Raw genomic sequence first — 18,908 nt, 5'->3', positions numbered from 1 at the left:
GATCGGATCGTGGCGCTGACCGTGCCGCCTTCATGGCTACGCTGATCATGACGGCAAAGCTCAACGACATTGATCCGCAGGCGTGGCTTGCCGACATCCTCGCCCGCATAGCCGACACTCCGATCACCAGGTTGGAGCAACTGCTTCCATGGAACTGGACACCGCCGACCATCGACGCTCAAGCGGCGTGACCAGCGGCCTTCACCGTATGCTTACTTCCTGCGTGGTGATAGCGTTGGCGTAGAAGGGTGCGATCTCCGCCACGAAGTCGTCCTTTTGCTTGCGGGTATAGCCGGCCGACGCGTCGTAGATGACGTTGGTGTGGTAGCCGAGGTCGTGGGCATTGCGCATCGAAGACTCGACGCACTGGCGCAGCGAAAAGCCCGACAGGTAGATCTCATTGATGCGGTTGTTGCGCAGGTAGCCGTCGAGCGTGGTTCCGACGAAGACGCTGCTGCCGCCGGCGCGCTCGCGAACGACATGCTCGCCTTCCGCCGGCTCGAAGCCGGGGAAGAAATCGGCCTGCTCGCCCAGGAACGCGCCATGGTCGCGCGTCATCTTACGCAGGCCGTACTYGGCCTCGCCCAGCACCTTGAAGGTCGGCTCGAACTTCAGTGCTGCGTGGATCACGTGCAGGCCGCGACGGCGGGCCTCTTCGAGGATGATCTTCGAATTGGCGATCGCGGTGTCGACCTGCTCCCGGTCCTGAAACACCGGATAAATGCCGCCGGTCGGGGAGAGCCAGTCGTTGACATATTCGATCAGGATCAGCGCGCTATTGGATGGGTCGGTCATGATATCACTCCTTGGAATTCTGGTTGTTAAGCCGCGATCATCGCGCCTTGCTGGCGCAGGTAGTCGCGAAACAGGTCGGGATAGGTGTCGATCACGGCGTTCTTGACGCTGGATCGCTCGGCAAGTGCCGCGCGCCACGCCGTCACACGTGGCAGGCCAGCAAAGATCGGGTCCGCCACTTCCGGATCAATGATCCCGAAATAGCGGAACAGCGGTGCGTAGACCGCATCGACCAGACCAAAGTCCGGCCCGGCGAAATACGGGCCGTCGCCCAGTTCCGCTTCGATCTTGCTCAGCCGATCACGGAAGGCGGCCCGCTTGGCGTCGGCGGTCGCCATGTCCTTGGCGTGGAGGAACTGCCAGCCCTCCGTAAAGGTCTGGGTGGCGAATTCGATCCAGGCGCGATGCCGTGCACGCAGCAATGCATCGTCGGGGTACATCGCCGCGCCACCCTGCGTCTCGTTCAGATATTCGCAGATGACCACGCTTTCGAAGAGGATCGCCTCCTCACCATTCAGCTGGCGCACCTTCAGCACCGGCACCTTGCCGGTCGGCGACAGGGCCAGAAACCAGTCAGGCTTGGCCGATAGATCGACGTTGACCCGGTCGAACGCCACCCCCTTTTCGAGGAGGACGATCGCGGCACGCTGGACGAATGGGCACAGCGGGTGGCTGACGAGAGTGAGGTTTTGCTCGGTCATGACGGTGTCTCGATGTGCTGGAACAGAGATCAGAGCGACTGGCCGCCCGACACGTCAAACGTCGTGCCGTTGGCCCAACCGAGATCATCGGACAGGATTGCGGCGACCGCGCCACCGATGTCGTCGGGCTGGCCGACGCGGCCGAGCGCGATATTACCGGCAACAAAGTCGTTGATATGCTTGTCGTCGCGCACGCGGCCGCCGGCGAAGTCGGTGGCGATGGCGCCCGGCGCGATCGCGTTGACGCGGATCTGACGAGCGCCCAGTTCGACCGCCATGAACTTGGTCAGCGTCTGCATCGCCGCCTTGGCGGCGGCATAGAGGCCGTAGCCCGCCATGGTCGTGCGAACAAAGCCCGAGGAGACGTTGAGGATCCGCCCGCCGTCGACGATCAGCGGCAGCAGCTTCTGGGTCAGGAACAGCGGCCCGCGCAGGTGCATGTCGACCATCTGGTCGAACTGGTCCTCGCTCGCGTCGGCGACCACTGCATAAAGGCCTTCGCCACCGTTGTTCACCAGATAGTCGAACCGGTCGACGCCAAACGTGGTCCCCAGCGTGTGGGTGACCGCCTGCGCGAAGCCGGAAAAGCTTGCCGTGTCGGTGACGTCGACCGGCAGCATCGCTGCCTTTCCGCCCAGGGCTTCGATCTCGTCGACCAGCGTCTGGGCTTCTGCGGCGCTGTTTCGGTAGGTACCGATGACGCCCACACCACGCTTGGCGAGATGCAGCGCCATGTTGCGACCGAGGCCGCGGCTGGCGCCGGTAATGAGAGCGATCTTCTGAGACATGGCTAGGTTCCTTGTGAATTGATTTTTCCAGACGGCACGCCGCTGAGGCGTCGCATTCGCTGCCAGTCAAATAGGCGATTGCTGTGTCCGACGCCCCGCCTAATGCTCTCAATTGCTTGCCTAATTGTCTCAAGCGCTTTGCAGATGGGAGAAATGGTGTCATACTCCTTGGCATGACCGACAACCTACAGCCGCATCGCGATATCGCGCTCCGCCACGGGCGGACCGGAATGACCCTGACGCCGATCCCGCGCCTGGAAATCGGCGTAGGACAAACGACCTCGGGAACGTCACCGTGTCTCTACCGCTCGATGATCTGCTTCATTCTGCAGGGATCGAAAGAGGTGGCCATCCACGACGACCTCCTGCGCTACGACGCGTCTCAATATCTGGTCAGCGCACTCGATCTGCCTTTGAGCGGCCAGATCCATGACGCTGACGACGGCAGTCCTTATGTGGCGATTTCGTTAGTCCTTGATCCGGCACTTCTGGCCGAGGTCGCATCGACGATGCCGGCGGTGCGCGACGCGGACGCGCCAGGCAGCGGCATCGCGATCAATCCGATGACTCCGCCGCTGCGCGACACGCTGCTGCGACTGCTGGCGTTGCTCGACACGCCTGCGGACATCCCGGCGCTCGCGCCGATGGCCGAACGCGAATTGCTTTATCGTCTCCTGCAGGGCCCGCAGGGGCGACTGTTGCGCCACATCGCCCGCCCAGAAGGCGCGATCGGCGGCATCCGCCGCGCGGTCGAATGGATCCGCGACCGCGGTAATACGCGGCTGCGGATCGAGGCTCTGTGCGAAGCTGCTGGCATGAGCCGTGCGAGCCTGCATCGCCACTTTCTCGCGCTGACTGGATTGAGCCCGATCCAGTATCWGAAGCAGATACGCCTTCAGGAGGCGCGCCAGTTGCTGCTCGCCGGCGACCATAGTGCCTCCGACGTCGCCTATGCGGTCGGCTATGAGAGCGCCTCTCAGTTCAGCCGCGAATATCTGCGGCGATTCGGGGCTCCGCCCGTCCGCGACGTTCGCAGGCTTAGGCAGTCGATCAGCGACCATACGATCAGTTAGATGGCTTCGTTATTATTGAGCACAGGCTGTCGAGCGAATTTGGCGTTGTTCGCGCCATGGCAAGCTCAACCTGGGGTTGGTAACAGTCGGGCGCAATACCCTCCGCAACGTTCCTCCGATCAGTCCAAGCTTTCCTCTCGCGGACGACACAATCTACGGCCTTCGCCAGTTTTAGGATCAGCCTGCAGCGACCGTTAGTCGCTGCCAGTCCCCTCCCATTCGCCCGTTGGGATCAAGGGTGAATGCACGTCCCCAGGCCAGATGCGCCTGCATACTCCTACGCGACTTATCAATCTCGCCTTCGCGAATTGCATCTACAATTGCCCTGTGCTGTTGCGCGTTCAAACTCAGCCGCTCGGGATGAATTCGGTGCAGGCGCCGCGAAAGCCTGTACATTTTGTCGCGCATCTGTTGCAGGGTCCGAACCATCTCGGAATTTCCATGCATTGGCCGTGTTGCGTGGATCGGCGCGGATCTGATACCAGGCGACCGTTTTTGGTCCCAGGGTATTTGGATGCCGCATAAGTTCAATGAAGACCGTAGGCACAAGATAGCCAAGCARAAGTTTAAGGTCAYGAACTGGGCGGCTTATAATGAAAGCCTTCGCCAGCGTGGTGATTTGACTGTCTAGGTGAGCGATAAGGCGCTTTCTCAATGGTCGGCCCAGCGCCGGACGTCTCGTAGCGGCCAGCCGAAATACTCGGACCTGGCGATTACGATGTGCCTGACCGTGCGTGTTGTTTACGAATTGCCTTTGCGTCAAACCCAAGGCCTGATGCGCAGTATCGCGGCGCTGATGGGAGTTGAAATTACCGTGCCGGATTTCTCCACCCTGTCGCGTCGGAGCAAGGGACTGGCTTTGCCGCCAGTGCGGCGGCGAACGGCCTGCTGGAGGCCGGTTCATCTGGTGGTGGACAGCACCGGTCTGAAGGTCTTTGGTGAAGGCGAATGGTTGGAAAACAAGCACAAGATCAAGGTGAAACGCAAAAGATGGCGCAAACTGCGATCTCAGGCGTGATACGCAATTTCGCAAGATCAAGGGCCGTCATCCATTATCCCATCCGTTTCCATCCGTTTCCATGCGTTTCCATGCGTTTCCATCCGAATGGGATATGACATACTAGGCTCCATTTTTCCATCCATTTTCATCCAATAAGGAAGAACGGCGGAAAAAAGTCAGAGCGGGAGAGGCCCCGCTCGGTGGCGGGGCCTTCGCCGGATCTCAATCCCGGTTGGGGCGAGACCAAATCAGCTGGTAGCCGTCCTCGCCTTCGACCTCAGCGAGCGTGGCATAGATCGGAGCCGGGAAGCTCGGGTCGTCCAGACCGAGAGGTAGTCGCGGTCGCTCTCGGTGGAGCGCTTCTGCCAGGCGGCGCCCAGCTCAACATGGCCGTGTTGCAGCGATCAGCTTTTTGACGTGATAGCCCTACCCTTGGCGTTGGTGCAGGGATCAAATTTCAACGTTTTGCGCCTATGCGGCGGGGATCGAAAATAGCTTGACTGGTCCAGCATGCCACACAAACATAACGCCGCCCGCCGCCATCACATCGGTAAAATGAAGTTCAGAGTGACGAACTGGGCGGAGTATGAGGCGGGGTATCGCCAAGTTGTTTGAAGCAAGTTGCGCGCGAGCAACTGGACCGAGCTCAGACGGTCATTTCTGCGGTGTAGTCATGCCAGAGGGCAAACGCATCCGTCCTGGCGTGACGGCAAGACGCGGCGTTGATTTTGTGGCGGCGGGGCCGGAAGATCAGATTGATCTGGTCGTGGGCAGCGAGAAACCTCTGTGCTTGCCGTGGTGACTTGAACCGGCCAAATATCTTCTCCCGCTTTCGTGTCGGCCTGTGCGAGACTTCGACCGCATTATTGAGCCCTTTGTGCGCCCGATGCTCGGCGCCTGCCGCGAGGGTTCGGATCGGCTTGATGTAGCTGCGGAGTTTGTCCGTAACGACAACCCTTGGCATGCCGAACCGAGCAACCAGGCCGCGCAGGAAACGCCTTGCGGCCTTCGCATTTCGACGTGGCTGAACCAGAATGTCGAGCACATGGCCGTCCGCGTCGATGGCCCGCCATAGCCAATGCTTTTTGCCACGGATCGTGATCACGACCTCGTCGATGTGCCATTTATCGCGAGGCGCAGGTCGATCTCGCCGGACACAAACTGCAAAATGCCGCCCGAAGCGATTGACCCAAAGCCGGATTGCTTCCCGGCTGACAATGACACCGCGTTCGGCAAGCAGGTCTTCCACGTCGGCGGTGCTGAGCGCGAAGCGATGATAAGCCCATACCGCATAGGCGATGATTTCACGGGCAAAGCGAAAGCCTTTCAGGCGCGGCATCTGGCACGGAATATTCATCCGGCTCGAATAGCCCACCCAGACAAGTCAAACAACGTGGCAATACCGACAATAGAGCCAGTTGAAAAGCCAAGCCCGTCGGGTGCAGCAATATCCCTTTCAAAAACCTTTTAAAAACAAACTCAGTTCATTCGATTACCGATATAAACGCCGGGATCTGTTGCTCGAAGAACTTCGAGAACGAGGCGATACGGGGCGGCAGCACCTGATACGGGGGGTAATACAGGGTCAACCATAAGTCTGGCGGCGCCCAGTCCCGCAGGACGTGGACGAGCCGTCCGGTCCGCAGATGCTCGGCCACATGGAACTTGGGCAGCATGGCGACCCCGACGCCGTCGGCCGCCATCCTCGCCAACACCTCTCCGCTATTGGCGCTGAATGCCCGGCCCGCAGAAATCGTGGCGCTACCACTGCCGTCCGACAGCGTCCAGGTCTCCCGCTTGCTGTCGCCGCTATAGGCCAGGCAATCGTCTGGAATGAGCTCGTTCGGATGCTTCATGTCGGAAAACCGGCTGCCCGGCGCTGCGACGAGGATACGGCGCACGACGGTGATCTTGCGCCAGATCGTGAACTTGTCCGAGGGTGCCGCGGAAATGCGGATTGCCAGATCATAGTCGTCATCGATGATGTCAACGAGTCCATCCGCAAGCGAGATCTCGAAGCTGATCTTCGGGTAGCGTTCCTTGAAGGCCGAGAGGATGGGCGGCAGGACCTGCTGGCCGAACCAGGTCGGCGCGCTGATTCGCAGGCGGCCATGATCCGCCTTGTGGGTATTCATCACGTCCTTGCGCGCGTTGTCCAACGCCTGCACCGCCGGCTGTATCTGGGCGGCGAAGATCGCGCCGTCGGTCGTCAGCGACACCTGGCGCGTGGTTCGCACGAAGAGTTGCACGCCCAGGTCTTCTTCCAGGGCCGCGATCGCCCGCGTGACGGCCGCCGGGGTCATGTCGAGCTCGCGTGCGACCTGCGCGAAGTTCCGTTTCTCGGCGGCCAGCAAAAAGGTTCGAAGCAGCTTGTAGTCGTTCATTGATTATTTCACCTGAGGCAATTCACTGACAATTATTATTGCAATTCTGACCGGCGATCAACGGGCGTAGGTTTTCAATCACACCAGACAAACCAACGCAGCCGCGGAAGGGCGAGCATTATGATCAAGGATATCAAGGGACTGCATCACATCACGTCGATGGCATCGGATGCCCGGCAGAACAACGCGTTCTTCACGGACACGCTTGGCCTGCGCCGTGTCAAGAAGACCGTGAATTTCGACGACCCCAACGTCTACCACCTCTATTACGGTGATGAGGCCGGCACCCCCGGCTCCGTCATGACCTACTTCCCTTTTCCCGACGTAATGCGCGGCCGCCCAGGCGTTGGCGAAGTCAGCGAAACACAGTTCGCAGTGCCTAAGGGCTCACTCTCCTTCTGGCAGGATCGCCTGTCGGCAAAAGGAGCCGTCAACCTGCTTACCGACACTGCCTTCGGCGCTGCCCGCCTCCTGTTCAACGGGCCGGACGGCGAAGGGTTTGCCCTTGTCGAAACGGAAAATGATGGCCGCAAGGCCTGGAATGGTGCCGGCATCGACGAAAGCGTTGGCATCCGCGGCTTCACCGGTGCTAAGTTCCGACTGCATGACACCGCTGCCACGTCCGAACTGCTTGGGTTCATGGGCTACCAGCGCGCCGAAACGGATGGTGCCGTCACCCGCTTCATCATCCCCGGCGGCAATGGTGCGGATACGATCGACCTCGAGGTCCTTCCGAAAACACCTTTCGCAAGGCAGGGCGCAGGTTCGGTGCACCACATCGCTTTCGCCGTCGAGAACCGCGCAAAGCAGCTCGAAGTCCGCAAGGCCCTGATGGACACGGGTTACCAGGTAACACCTGTCATCGACCGTGATTATTTCTGGGCCATCTACTTCCGGACACCCGGCGGCGTCCTGTTCGAAATCGCCACGAACGAACCCGGTTTCGACCGCGATGAAGATACGGCGCACCTCGGCGAGGTTTTGAAGCTGCCGGCACGGTACGAGCCTTATCGTGACCAGATCGAGGCCGGGCTGGCACCGCTCGCCGCCTGACGTCGCTTTCCAACAATACGGCGGCATAACTTTCAAGACGTGCCGCCTTCCCTGCCCCATTACCTACCTTCAACTCAGTCAAAGGAAGATACGAGATGTCCAGCAAGCTTCAGGTCCTCACCCCGCAGAACAGTCAGATCATCTTCATCGACCAGCAGCCGCAGATGGCTTTCGGCGTTCAGTCGATCGACCGCCAGGTCTTGAAGAACAATGTCGTCGGTCTTGCCAAGGCCGCCAGGATTTTCAACATCCCGACCACAATCACCACCGTCGAGACCGACAGCTTCTCGGGCAACACGTTTCCGGAACTGCTCGCCGTCGTTCCCGAAAACGACATCCTTGAGCGCACATCGATGAATTCATGGGACGACCAGAACGTCCGCGACGCACTTGCCAAGCAGGCTGCCGATGGCCGCAAGAAGATTGTCGTCGCCGGCCTCTGGACGGAGGTCTGCAACACCACCTTCGCGCTCTCTTGCATGAACGATACCGACTACGAAATCTACATGGTTGCGGATGCTTCCGGCGGCACCTCCGTCGATGCGCACAAATATGCGATGGACCGCATGGTGCAGGCTGGCGTCGTTCCGGTCACCTGGCAGCAGGTCCTGCTCGAATGGCAGCGCGACTGGGCCCGCAAGGAAACCTACGACGCGGTCACGTCGCTGGTGAAGGAGCATTCCGGCGCTTACGGCATGGGCATCGATTATGCTGTTACGCATGTCCACGGTGGTACCGAACGCGTCAAGCATGGCAAGCGGATCGGCCCGAACCCTGCCAAGTAAACCGTCAATCACTCCGGCCGGCTGCGTCCTGCCGGAGTGATTTTCTTCACCACGCGAGGTTCCCCCATGAAACTCTATCTTCTTTCACTTGGTGCCGGCCTGCTGGTGGGCGTGATCTACAGCCTGCTCAATGTCCGCTCGCCTGCCCCGCCTGTCGTCGCGCTCATCGGGCTGCTCGGCATCCTTGTCGGCGAGCAGCTCGTGCCGCTGGCAAAGAGCATTTGGGCTCGCGAACCTGCCGCCGTCTCCTGGCTTCATCAGGTCAAGCCGCACATGTTCGGTCACCTTCCGAAGGGCGGGAAAAACGTGGTGGCGGTGAACCCACCCCATGTAGATTCAACATCGGGGAAAAGCTGATGACGACGCGCCGCACATTCCTGGGCGCAGCATCGAGCCTCGCCTTTTCAAACTTGTTTTCACCGGCCAATGCCGCCGATCCCAACAAGACCGGAGCCGCTTCCATGTACGCAGACATCGTTCTTCACAATGGATTGATCACGACGCTTGATCGCGCGAATCCGAACGCCACCGCAATCGCCGTCAAGGACGGCCTATTCATGGACGTGGGCACCGACCGGGACGTCATGGTGCTTGCCGGACCCGATACGAAGATCGTCGACCTCAAGGGCAAGCGTGTATTGCCTGGTCTGATCGACAACCACACGCACGTCGTGCGCGGTGGCCTGAACTTCAACATGGAGCTTCGCTGGGACGGCGTGCGGTCGCTCGCCGATGCGATGGACATGCTGAAACGACAGGTGGCGATCACGCCTGCTCCGCAATGGGTGCGTGTCGTCGGAGGCTTCAGCGAACACCAGTTCGCGGAAAAACGCCTGCCGACGATCGACGAGATCAATGCTATTGCACCCGATACGCCTGTCTTTCTGCTGCATCTCTATGACCGCGCACTGCTCAACGGTGCTGCCCTTCGTGCCGTCGGCTATACCAAGGACACGCCGAACCCTCCAGGCGGCGAGATTACCCGCGACGCCAACGGCAATCCGACGGGCCTTTTGCTTGCCAAGCCGAATGCGGGCATTCTCTATTCGACTTTGTCKAAAGGGCCCAAGCTTCCGTTCGAATATCAAGTCAATTCCACCCGCCAGTTCATGAGGGAACTGAACCGGCTGGGCATCACCGGCGTTATCGATGCCGGCGGCGGTTTCCAGAATTACCCGGACGACTATGCGGTGATCCAGAAGCTCTCGGACGAGGACCAGCTTACAGTACGTCTGGCCTACAATCTCTTCACGCAGAAGCCGAAGGAAGAGAAGCAGGATTTCCTCAACTGGACGCAGTCGGTCAAATACAAGCAGGGCAACGATTATTTCCGTCACAACGGCGCCGGCGAGATGCTGGTGTTTTCCGCCGCGGACTTCGAAGATTTTCGCCAGCCCCGCCCGGACATGCCGCCGGAGATGGAAGGCGAACTGGAGGACGTCGTTCGAGTCCTCGCTGAAAACCGCTGGCCCTGGCGGCTTCACGCCACCTATGACGAAACGATCAGCCGCTCGCTCGATGTGTTCGAGAAGGTCAACAAGGACATCCCGCTCGAGGGCCTGAACTGGTTCTTCGACCATGCAGAGACGATTTCCGATCGCTCGATCGACCGTATCGCAGCGCTCGGTGGCGGCATCGCCACGCAGCATCGCATGGCCTATCAGGGAGAATATTTCGTCGAGCGATACGGCCACGGCGTTGCAGAAGCGACACCGCCGATCAGGCGCATGCTCGATAAGGGCATCAACGTCTCTGCCGGTACCGATGCGACGCGCGTCGCCTCCTATAATCCGTGGGTCTCGCTGTCCTGGATGGTAACGGGCAAGACCGTCGGCGGCATGCAGCTCTATCCCCGCGCCAATTGCCTCGACCGTGAAACGGCGCTGCGCATGTGGACCGAGAAGGTCACCTGGTTCTCTAACGAGGAAGGCAAGAAGGGCCGCATCGAGAAGGGCCAGTTCGCCGATCTCGTCGTGCCGGATAGGGACTTCTTCACCTGCCCAGAGGATGAGATCTCGTTTCTGTCCTCGCAGTTGACCATGGTCGGCGGCAAGATCGTCTTCGGTGCGGGCGACTTCAAGTCACTCGACGAGAACGACGTGCCTCCCGCGATGCCGGACTGGTCTCCCGTGCGCACGTTCGGCGGCTACGCGGCATGGGGCGAACCGCAGGGCGCAGGCATGAACTCCTTGCGCCGTACCGCGATCTCGACGTGCGGTTGCGCCAGTTCCTGCAATGTCCATGGTCACGACCACGCCGGCGCCTGGACATCGAAGCTGCCGATTGCCGATCTCAAGGGCTTCTTCGGCGCGCTTGGTTGTGCCTGCTGGGCCGTGTGACGCCGCGCGGTATCGCGCCCGCATTGAGTGGGCAGCGGCCTCCGCTGCCCAATTTGCTCTATCGGATCGCTTATTGCGAAAATCGCAATTAAATCGAAATAATTGATGCAATTGTTGGCAGTAATCTTTCTGGCCAATATCGCTCCACCAGCGGCAAACAAAGCCGCTTGTTTTGATCGACAACACGACAGGAGCAGACATGATTGATCATTTTTCGTCCAGCCGTCACCGGGGCTCTCCTCTTGCGCGGATCATCACTGCACCAGCGACACGGTTCGTCGCACTCCTCGCTCTCTGCGCGGCCTATATCCAGGGGCCGCTCACCAAGCTCTTCGATTTCCAGGGCGCAATCGCTGAAATGAACCATTTCGGTCTGTATCCGGCGGCATTCTTCGCGGTCGCCGTTATCACCTTCGAATTAGCGGCTTCGGCCATGGTGGTATCGGGGATCCTTCGCTGGGCAGGTGCGCTGGCGCTCGCCGGGTTCACACTCTTTGCTACCCTTATCGCCCTTCGTTTCTGGGAGTTGCCCCCGGGCATGGACCGCATGATGGCAACCAATGCCTTCTTCGAACATCTCGGGCTCGCTGGCGCTTTCATCATTGTCGCGACAATTGATCTGACCAAGGGAGCTGGCAAATGAGCACTACCAAATCCTCCGGGAGCAGCTTTGCTCCCCTTGCCCAGCCCGTCTTTGCAGTTCTTTGGGCTGCAACCGTCCTCGGAAATACCGGCAGCTTTATGCGCGATGTCGCCAGTTCCTGGCTCATGACCGATCTATCGGCCTCGCCGGCGGCCGTCGCGCTGGTGCAGGCGGCCGGAACCCTGCCGATCTTCCTCCTGGCGATACCTGCAGGCGTGCTCACCGATATTCTCGATCGCCGCAAATTCCTGATCGCCGTGCAGATCTTGCTCGCGTCGGTCAGCGTAAGCCTCATGATCCTGGCAAATACCGGCATGCTTTCGGTCAGTGCGCTGATCGGCCTGACCTTCCTTGGCGGCATCGGCGCCGCATTGATGGGGCCGACCTGGCAGGCGATCGTGCCCGAACTGGTGAAGAGAGAAGACGTCAAGAGCGCCGTCGCGCTCAACTCGCTCGGCATCAATATCGCCCGGTCGATCGGGCCGGCTGCCGGCGGCCTGCTCCTTGCTGCCTTCGGCGCGGGCGTCACCTATGGCGCGGATGTTGCGAGCTATTTCGTCGTCATCGCGGCGCTCGTCTGGTGGCCGCGGGCAAAGAACGCGAATGATGCATTGGCGGAAGGCTTCTTCGGCGCGTTCCGTGCAGGCCTGCGCTACACCCGCGCCAGCAAGCCCTTGCATGTCGTACTTTTGCGTGCGGCGATCTTCTTTGCCTTCGCCAGTGCCATCTGGGCACTCCTGCCGCTCGTCGCCCGAGAATTGCTCGGCGGTGACGCAGGCTTCTACGGTATCCTGCTTGGCGCCGTTGGCGCCGGCGCGATCGGCGGCGCATTGCTCATGCCTAAACTGCGCGAACGTTTTAATGCCGATGGCCTGCTGCTCGGTGCCGCTGTTATCACAGCACTCGTCATGGGCGCTTTGTCGCTCGCGCCGCCGAAATGGGTCGCCATCATTGTTCTGCTCTTTCTCGGAGGCGCTTGGATCACTGCCCTGACCACGCTGAATGGCGCAGCGCAGGCCGTGCTCCCGAACTGGGTCCGCGGTCGCGGGCTGGCGGTCTATCTCACCGTCTTCAATGGCGCGATGACGGCAGGTAGCCTTGGCTGGGGTGCCGTTGGTGAAGCTGCTGGGGTGCCGGGAGCGCTGCTGATCGGCGCGGTGGGACTGCTCGTTGCAGGCTTCATCATGCATCGTTTAAAGCTGCCGGCCGGCGACGCGGATATGGTGCCGTCCAATCACTGGCCAGAACCCTTGGTAGCCGAGCCTGTCGCCCACGACCGCGGACCTGTTCTGATCCTCATCGAATACCATGTCGAAAAACATCATCGCACAGCCTTCCTGCATGCGCTGGATGAGATGTCCCACGAGCGACGCCGGGACGGCGCCTACGGATGGGGGGTGACGGAAGACTCCGCCGATCCGCAAAAGATCGTCGAATGGTTCATGGTCGAATCCTGGGCCGAGCATCTTCGTCAGCACAAGCGGGTTTCAAATGCCGATGCTGACCTACAGGGCCAGGTCCTCGCCTATCACTCAGGAACGGACAAGCCGGTCGTCCGGCATTTCCTCACAATCAACCGGCCGGGGGCCGCCTAGCAACGCGGGAGAGCGGCATCCCCACTACCCTCGAATCACAACCATCAAAGGATCACGGTACGCGACAATGACCGAGAATTTTCCTTCCATCACCCGCCGCAGCGCATTGCTTTCCGGCGCTGCCACCGCAGCCGCCATGGCACTCCCCACATCTTTCGGGTTTGCTGCCAACATTTCTTCCACCCCCACCTCAATCAAAGGAGACAATAGAATGGGCTACATCACCACCAAGGACGGCGTCGAAATCTTCTACAAGGATTGGGGTCCGAAGGATGCCCAGCCGATCGTCTTTCACCATGGCTGGCCGCTCTCTTCGGACGATTGGGACGCACAGATGCTGTTCTTTCTGTCGAAGGGTTACCGCGTTGTCGCCCATGACCGCCGTGGTCACGGCCGCTCTGCTCAAGTTTCTGACGGTCATGACATGGACCACTATGCCGCCGATGCCTTCGCCGTGGTCGAAGCGCTCGATCTGAAGAATGCCGTTCATATCGGCCATTCGACCGGCGGCGGAGAAGTTGCCCGCTACGTTGCAAAGTTTGGCCAGCCCGCTGGCCGCGTTGCCAAGGCCGTTCTGGTTTCCGCCGTCCCGCCACTGATGCTCAAGACCGAGACAAATCCCGGCGGCTTGCCAATGGAAGTGTTCGATGGCATCCGCCAGGGCGTAGCTGAGAACCGCGCGCAGCTCTTCATCGATTTTCCCACTGGTCCGTTCTATGGTTTCAACCGCCCTGACGCCAAGGTCTATCCGGGCGTTATCCAGAATTGGTGGCGGCAGGGCATGATGGGCAGTGCCAAGGCCCATTACGACGGGATCAAGGCCTTCTCCGAGACCGATCAGACGGAAGACCTGAAGGCAATCACTGTTCCGACGCTCGTTATGCACGGCGACGACGACCAGGTCGTGCCGATCGACAACGCCGGCAAGCTTTCCGTCAAGCTGGTGCAGAACGGCACCCTGAAGGTCTATCAGGGTTATCCGCATGGCATGCTGCCAACCCATGCCGATGTCCTGAACGCCGACCTCTTGGCATTTGTCCAGGCTTAATTGGACTGTCCGGGTGAGGCCGTTTCGGCCGCACCCGGATCCGGCCACACAAGCTCGACCAATATGGCCATCGCCGTGAGTTTTCTGTTCTGAAGCTTAGCTCAAGAGCAGTGCTGCGCGATTGTGTTTCCGTCAGTGTCGGTTGCGCAAGCGCCAAGCCGCAGGAGGCACTCCCTCGGCCCTCGTGAAGGTTGCGACGAATTCATTTTCGTCAGGAAAGCCGCACTCTGCAGCGATCCGGGCAATAGTTTCACCGGTTCTGCTCAGTTGCGATTGGGCTCTGCTCATTCGATATGACGCGATCCATTCCGAAACTGACTGCCCGGTCGTGCTCAAAAATCCGGAACAGAGCTCATCGACTGAAAACCCGCACGCTTCGGCGATCTTATCGACCGGTGTGCCGCCTGATAGGTTCGCAGCTATGTACGCCTTGATGCGCTTTTCTTGCAGCGGAGACAGTTGACCGGTGCCCGAAAGGTGCTGGATGGGGGACCGCCCATAACGATGCGCAAGATGGGCGCTTAGCGCTAATCCGATATGAGGAAGCAGTGTGTCCCTGACTTCGTCCGGCATGTCGAACATCGGTATCAGTGCAGCGCCGATATTGCGGACCACCTGATCGTCAATCCCGCGGCAGGTTATGAGGTCATCAATACGCGGCTCGCCTGCTTCCTCAGCGAGCTCGATAAAAAGCGCGCTTGGGATATGAAACGCGAGTGCTTCGAAGCGGCCACGAACAGAAATTGCGGCGCCGTTCCTCAGACTGATAAGACACATAGAACCTCTGGAATAGGCCTTCAGAGGTGTCCGTGCACCGTCCGGGCGGACGTCACAATGATCAACGTCGACGAGATAAAGCATGACCAGAAAGGCGTCATCAGCCGGCAGGAGGATTGTATGTTCGCCATTGTCATAGGAGTGCTCGAGATGGACGACAGCGAGCTTTGCCTCGTAAAGAGGCCTGATTGCCAGCGCCCTTGCAGCACTAATCCCAAAACACGCCGCAATTCTCTCACTGACCGTCAACGCTTCACTCACATGTGTCTCGATCATCCTGGCTGGGGACTGTATAGCCGTCCCGACGAGATGCTGCGCTTCAAAGTTTCCTACACAGATTTCAAACGGCAATATTGAACAAAAGGATCCTCGCGGGGCCGATTTAACAAATTGTCGTGTGGCAACTTAGCGTGGGAAAGCTACCAAGCCGGCATGTCCCGTGTTCGAGTGTCTAAAAATGAAAGAACTGCGTCGTGGTCCAAGTTCTCCCCCTCCGCCACCAATCTTCCACTGGAAACTCGACCGACGGGTTCGGGTGCTCGTTGAAGCAGTTGTCGATCAACCAAAGCCTACCTGGTTCAGACATCGATATCTTTCGGAAGGCGACAGTCAACACTAAACTCGATCAGGTTATGACACCGGCAAGCGATCGAGGTTTCGTCGTGGGGGTTTCCTCGCTCGGTGGCCACACGCGGCGCATCTTCCACGAACATCGTGCGGAAGCTCACGACTTTACCGAGAACTCGATCTATATTCGCAACCTTTCGGAAGCCTACAAGGCGGATCTCCGCGGTCCTTTCGATTTCGTGTTGTTTGAAATTTCACCAGCGTCCCTCGGCAAGATTGCCGATGATGCTGAAATGCCCGGCGTGACGTCGCTGTCAGTTGAGACCGCGTCAAAAGATATTGTGCTTGCCAATCTCGCTCGGGCGCTGATCCCGGCACTCGAAAAGCCAGACGAGGCCAACGCGCTGTTCGTCGAGCAAATGACGACGGCCATCGGAACCTACCTGGTCCAGCGTTACGGCGGCCGGCCAACGGTAGCCTCCGATAGGTCGGGCAGCCTTTCGCGGACGCATGAGGATCTGGCGAAAGGTTTGCTTCTTGAGAACCTCGACGGCAACGTGTCAATTTCCGAAGTCGCGCAGATGTGCAATCTGTCGCGCGGCTATTTCATTCGCGCCTTTCGCGAGACGATCGGTATGACGCCCTATCAATGGGTTCTTCGTGAGCGAATAGACCGTGCCCGCAACCTCCTGCGCAACTCAGATACTCCGCTCGCCGAAGTGGCCATCGCCTGCGGCTTCGCGGACCAAAGCCATTTCACGCGCGTCTTTGCAGGTATCGTCGGCACCACGCCTGGCAATTGGCGGCGGAACGCCTGATCCAGACGAGCCCTCTTGGAAGATTCGTTCGAACCGGAAGCTCTTGACCCGATTCGAACCTGAGACACACCAAATCCCACAGCTCCATCCGGTGCGCTAAATTGATTCACTTGCCCAATCTTCATGCGCGTGGCGAATTCGTATTACAAAAATTGTCTCATCATCTTCGATCCGATAAACGATTAGATGCGCTTTGAAGGGATGAATTCTAATGGGCGGATCAATCTCATCCCGTTCGCGCGCGATGCGTGGATTGACAGCTATCAGATCAAATAATGCGAAAAGTTCATTGTGGTATCGCTTTGCCTGGCCTGCCCCGAACATACGGCACCTTGCTCGGCGATCGCAATAATGTCCTCTTCCGCTTCGGCAGAAAGCTTAAAACTCATGACTTGCTGGCACGAGCCATCGCTTCAGCAAAGAGTTCATCCTTTGATCGGATGCCGACACCACTTTGGAGCCCGGCCTCGACGAAGCTTTGCATGGCGGCGATCTTGTCGTTTCGCGTCTGGTCGCGTCGGATCAGGTCGCGCACGTAGTCGCTAGCATTCGAATATCGCCCTGTCCTGGCCTGRGCCTCCACCCAATCCTTCATCGGGCCTGGAAGAGATACGTTCATCGTGGCCATTGATAACCTCCATTTGAAGGCAACTTAGCCGATTTTGGCAAAGTTTGTCAAAAGCTCGAACGCCTCCGATGAGTTGCGGAACAGTTCATCTCGATAGCACTCAACTTCAATGACTTGGAGATCTACACCAAGTGCAACATGGGCGTTCGGTCCGTTCGCCCTATCGTACGATTTCGCACCGCTCTTGTTCCGACCCCCGGTTGTTCGTGCGCGGGCCGCGTTTGCCCTTCGTGCCSCCYGGCAMACAATCCTTGATCCGTTCCCACTGGCCATCCSGAAGCGCATCACAATCCACGGCCGATCTCCAAAAGTCAGCCTTGAATCTGATTTGCGCCTCCGGCGGAATCCCAMATCGTTAAATCGTCACCACGACCTAATTCGGTCGAAGCCTTTTGGTCGCAATCAKCATGACGAGATCTTCGGAGGCATCTGCGAGCGCCAGTGCCAATTCCGCRGCCGACCATCCACGTTTCTGCAAACTGACGAGCATTTCCACCATCGCGACTTCGACTTCTCGTCTGCAGCTCGAAATCGGCTTCAATTCSATATGTTTCTCATCACATGCCGTGGTCATCKTAGCCTCCGCTCTGCCATATGAAAGGCAGCGTGAACAATTTCGACAATGGGTGGATATGGTAGGGGTTGCATGCAAGCCTCGAGCCATTACRCATCGACACAGATTGCCTCGGCYGCGCGCAACCCCTCGCGCGCCATTATTTGCCGATGTCCGGCATCAGGAGCGTCTCGCATGAATCTGCACAATAGGTGGTGGAATTCTTCCCGGCGCCTGAGCGGGTGCACGCMGAATGAKTCCTGTTGCAAGCMAACGCTTGCGCAAAGCGCGCAAGAACAATYCTCCGATRGTTCACGACCTMTCCTCCYATTTTTGCWTGTTTTGTTTTGAAYAAATATCGTTKTAMGTTGCCGGCGCCTCGAAACTACATTGCACCGGCAGCTGCGTATTTTGGAAKTTCCGAACTTCCTTYGGAATTAACCACTACTCATYTAGATATATGAACAGGACGCAATTGTCGTTATCGCTGCATCCTGAAAATTATCGGTCCGTCCATTTCTGCTCGCCATGGAATATGATAAGTAGCTTATGCACGTAAAGCTTTAGCCAATTCGGCTTTTGTAAGATGGCTGCGCGGTTCAGCCGCGAAAACGATTGTTTGCTTCAGTTTCAGCAGCCCGGATCGGCTTCTTATGCGCTGGAGGAATTGGATGGTTACGGAGTCTGGAGATGACCCCGCTGCGGGACAGGAATGGCCGGCGCACCTGGAGCGGCGGTGGCCGTCCATATCGGTTGACTAAAGGGCCACGCAACACCATGTTGAGAGTTAACAACTAACCCAGCATCCTGAGAGACATGCGCTCCGGGCGGTTGGGGGAAAAAGCCGGCGCAAGGTTTTTTTATGTCTTGGGGGCAGGTCAGCGTTTTGCGTCCCCAGCCGACCTACCTCTCGTTTCCTCTGCAAAACCTACCCAACCGCCCTTCCCTAACCCTTTGGCAAGTATCCTCGGGGGTCTGGGGGCAGACGGCCCCCAGGGGTGCTTCATTTTTGGCGTCGGCTAAATACGGAGCTACGACAAATCTGGTTCTCTTGCACTGCTAACGCCCTTTTTAAAAATGCGAAAAATTTAAAAAATGTCAGCGTCAGCGTTTTCTCTAAGTTTCGATAGTTTTAAAAGAAAGAAGTTTTATTCTAGTTTTAGGGTAAAAAAAGCTTCCTATATCAGTAGCTTACAAGGCGCTTTGGGATCGAAGTACGGTTTTGACGGAACGATGTACGGCAGTTGACGGAATGATGTACGGCGCCGACAGAACGAAGTACGGTTATCGTGGACCGAAGTACGGTGGACTTCGACATATCCACAGCCCGAAGTACGGTGGACTTCGACATATCCACAGCC

At 58.7% G+C, this 18,908-nt stretch carries 21 protein-coding genes and 3 pseudogenes; 11 read left to right on the top strand and 13 right to left on the bottom strand.

Annotated features, from left to right (window positions below; genetic code table 11):
- Positions 1-191: transposase domain-containing protein (locus AC1D1Z_RS25745; protein WP_196236936.1), on the top strand; the 191-nt coding region annotated here is incomplete at its 5' end.
- Between the two features lie 10 nt (positions 192-201).
- On the opposite strand, the gene AC1D1Z_RS25740 is transcribed toward AC1D1Z_RS25745, so the two are convergent.
- From AC1D1Z_RS25740 to AC1D1Z_RS25730, 3 genes are read right to left on the bottom strand one after another with little or no spacing between them, the layout of a single operon-like run.
- Entirely contained in the window at positions 202-795 is a 594-nt protein-coding gene (locus AC1D1Z_RS25740) for a cysteine hydrolase family protein (RefSeq protein ID WP_477851943.1), read from the bottom strand.
- Positions 796-821: 26 nt separating this feature from the next.
- The gene (locus AC1D1Z_RS25735) at positions 822-1,496 is read right to left on the bottom strand and encodes a glutathione S-transferase family protein (RefSeq protein WP_113544536.1); all 675 of its coding nucleotides are present in this window, start codon (positions 1,494-1,496) and stop codon (positions 822-824) included.
- Positions 1,497-1,525: 29 nt separating this feature from the next.
- Complete coding sequence (locus AC1D1Z_RS25730; protein ID WP_115156435.1) at positions 1,526-2,284, bottom strand: SDR family NAD(P)-dependent oxidoreductase; 759 nt, start codon at positions 2,282-2,284, stop codon at positions 1,526-1,528.
- A 173-nt stretch (positions 2,285-2,457) separates the two neighbouring features.
- Here AC1D1Z_RS25730 and AC1D1Z_RS25725 point away from each other — a divergent pair, with 173 nt between their 5' ends.
- Positions 2,458-3,357, top strand: coding sequence for an AraC family transcriptional regulator (locus AC1D1Z_RS25725; protein WP_477851940.1), 900 nt, complete (start codon positions 2,458-2,460; stop codon positions 3,355-3,357).
- A gap of 177 nt (positions 3,358-3,534) precedes the next feature.
- Here AC1D1Z_RS25725 and AC1D1Z_RS25720 read toward each other — a convergent pair whose 3' ends face one another.
- The gene (locus AC1D1Z_RS25720; RefSeq protein ID WP_018517411.1) at positions 3,535-3,786 is read right to left on the bottom strand and encodes an FCD domain-containing protein; all 252 of its coding nucleotides are present in this window, start codon (positions 3,784-3,786) and stop codon (positions 3,535-3,537) included.
- A 202-nt stretch (positions 3,787-3,988) separates the two neighbouring features.
- Here AC1D1Z_RS25720 and AC1D1Z_RS25715 point away from each other — a divergent pair, with 202 nt between their 5' ends.
- Positions 3,989-4,375 carry a transposase gene (locus AC1D1Z_RS25715; RefSeq protein WP_245458259.1) on the top strand — a complete coding sequence of 129 codons (387 nt, stop codon included), beginning with the start codon at positions 3,989-3,991 and terminating at the stop codon, positions 4,373-4,375.
- A gap of 204 nt (positions 4,376-4,579) precedes the next feature.
- On the opposite strand, the pseudogene AC1D1Z_RS25710 reads toward AC1D1Z_RS25715, so the two are convergent.
- The 3 genes and pseudogenes from AC1D1Z_RS25710 to AC1D1Z_RS25700 all read right to left on the bottom strand — a co-directional run.
- Positions 4,580-4,749: pseudogene (locus tag AC1D1Z_RS25710) on the bottom strand (DUF736 domain-containing protein); the annotation flags it as partial.
- Between the two features lie 254 nt (positions 4,750-5,003).
- Entirely contained in the window at positions 5,004-5,714 is a 711-nt protein-coding gene (locus tag AC1D1Z_RS25705) for an IS6 family transposase (protein WP_026242458.1), read from the bottom strand.
- A 127-nt stretch (positions 5,715-5,841) separates the two neighbouring features.
- Positions 5,842-6,741: a LysR family transcriptional regulator gene (locus AC1D1Z_RS25700; RefSeq protein WP_018517688.1), complete on the bottom strand. Its 900-nt coding sequence runs from the start codon at positions 6,739-6,741 to the stop codon at positions 5,842-5,844.
- A 120-nt stretch (positions 6,742-6,861) separates the two neighbouring features.
- On the opposite strand from AC1D1Z_RS25700, the gene AC1D1Z_RS25695 reads away from it, so the two are divergent.
- From AC1D1Z_RS25695 to AC1D1Z_RS25670, 6 genes are all read left to right on the top strand, one after another.
- Positions 6,862-7,794, top strand: a complete 933-nt coding sequence (locus AC1D1Z_RS25695; protein WP_113543132.1) for a VOC family protein — start codon at positions 6,862-6,864, stop codon at positions 7,792-7,794.
- A gap of 95 nt (positions 7,795-7,889) precedes the next feature.
- Positions 7,890-8,579: a hydrolase gene (locus AC1D1Z_RS25690; RefSeq protein WP_113543133.1), complete on the top strand. Its 690-nt coding sequence runs from the start codon at positions 7,890-7,892 to the stop codon at positions 8,577-8,579.
- Positions 8,580-8,645: 66 nt separating this feature from the next.
- Positions 8,646-8,936 carry a XapX domain-containing protein gene (locus AC1D1Z_RS25685; protein ID WP_112908192.1) on the top strand — a complete coding sequence of 97 codons (291 nt, stop codon included), beginning with the start codon at positions 8,646-8,648 and terminating at the stop codon, positions 8,934-8,936.
- The gene (locus AC1D1Z_RS25680) at positions 8,936-10,918 is read left to right on the top strand and encodes an amidohydrolase (RefSeq protein WP_113543134.1); all 1,983 of its coding nucleotides are present in this window, start codon (positions 8,936-8,938) and stop codon (positions 10,916-10,918) included. The genes AC1D1Z_RS25685 and AC1D1Z_RS25680 overlap by 1 nt, the downstream gene beginning before the upstream one ends.
- Positions 10,919-11,117: 199 nt before the next feature.
- The gene (locus AC1D1Z_RS25675; RefSeq protein ID WP_113543135.1) at positions 11,118-11,561 is read left to right on the top strand and encodes a DoxX family protein; all 444 of its coding nucleotides are present in this window, start codon (positions 11,118-11,120) and stop codon (positions 11,559-11,561) included.
- A complete protein-coding gene (locus AC1D1Z_RS25670; protein WP_018517694.1) occupies positions 11,558-13,156 on the top strand; it encodes an MFS transporter in 1,599 nt (532 codons plus the stop codon). The genes AC1D1Z_RS25675 and AC1D1Z_RS25670 overlap by 4 nt, the downstream gene beginning before the upstream one ends.
- 24 nt (positions 13,157-13,180) lie before the next feature.
- Here the strand turns inward: AC1D1Z_RS25670 and AC1D1Z_RS25665 are convergent, their stop codons facing one another.
- A complete protein-coding gene (locus AC1D1Z_RS25665; protein WP_245484504.1) occupies positions 13,181-13,330 on the bottom strand; it encodes a hypothetical protein in 150 nt (49 codons plus the stop codon).
- Positions 13,331-13,367: 37 nt separating this feature from the next.
- On the opposite strand from AC1D1Z_RS25665, the gene AC1D1Z_RS25660 reads away from it, so the two are divergent.
- On the top strand, positions 13,368-14,204 hold the full coding sequence (locus AC1D1Z_RS25660; protein WP_130723542.1) for an alpha/beta fold hydrolase: 837 nt from the start codon (positions 13,368-13,370) through the stop codon (positions 14,202-14,204).
- A gap of 132 nt (positions 14,205-14,336) precedes the next feature.
- Here the strand turns inward: AC1D1Z_RS25660 and AC1D1Z_RS25655 are convergent, their stop codons facing one another.
- Entirely contained in the window at positions 14,337-15,230 is an 894-nt protein-coding gene (locus AC1D1Z_RS25655) for a helix-turn-helix transcriptional regulator (protein WP_113543160.1), read from the bottom strand.
- Positions 15,231-15,532: 302 nt separating this feature from the next.
- Between AC1D1Z_RS25655 and AC1D1Z_RS25650 the strand changes: the two genes are divergently transcribed.
- The gene (locus AC1D1Z_RS25650; RefSeq protein ID WP_113543138.1) at positions 15,533-16,366 is read left to right on the top strand and encodes a helix-turn-helix domain-containing protein; all 834 of its coding nucleotides are present in this window, start codon (positions 15,533-15,535) and stop codon (positions 16,364-16,366) included.
- A 96-nt stretch (positions 16,367-16,462) separates the two neighbouring features.
- Here the strand turns inward: AC1D1Z_RS25650 and AC1D1Z_RS25645 are convergent.
- The 4 genes and pseudogenes from AC1D1Z_RS25645 to AC1D1Z_RS25630 form a co-directional block, all read right to left on the bottom strand.
- Positions 16,463-16,755, bottom strand: a pseudogene (locus AC1D1Z_RS25645) (type II toxin-antitoxin system RelE/ParE family toxin).
- Entirely contained in the window at positions 16,752-16,994 is a 243-nt protein-coding gene (locus AC1D1Z_RS25640; RefSeq protein ID WP_028739446.1) for a type II toxin-antitoxin system ParD family antitoxin, read from the bottom strand. The pseudogene AC1D1Z_RS25645 and the gene AC1D1Z_RS25640 overlap by 4 nt, the downstream one beginning before the upstream one ends.
- Before the next feature lie 196 nt (positions 16,995-17,190).
- Positions 17,191-17,289, bottom strand: a pseudogene (locus tag AC1D1Z_RS25635) (IS5/IS1182 family transposase); the annotation flags it as partial.
- 78 nt (positions 17,290-17,367) lie between these two features.
- On the bottom strand, positions 17,368-17,568 hold the full coding sequence (locus AC1D1Z_RS25630; RefSeq protein WP_477851934.1) for a hypothetical protein: 201 nt from the start codon (positions 17,566-17,568) through the stop codon (positions 17,368-17,370).
- Between the last annotated feature and the right edge of the window lie 1,340 nt (positions 17,569-18,908).

The organism is Rhizobium sp. P1_E1, assembly GCF_056406015.1.
The sequence above is the reverse complement of the archived record's forward strand: the minus strand, read 5'-3'. Positions and strand labels throughout refer to the sequence as shown.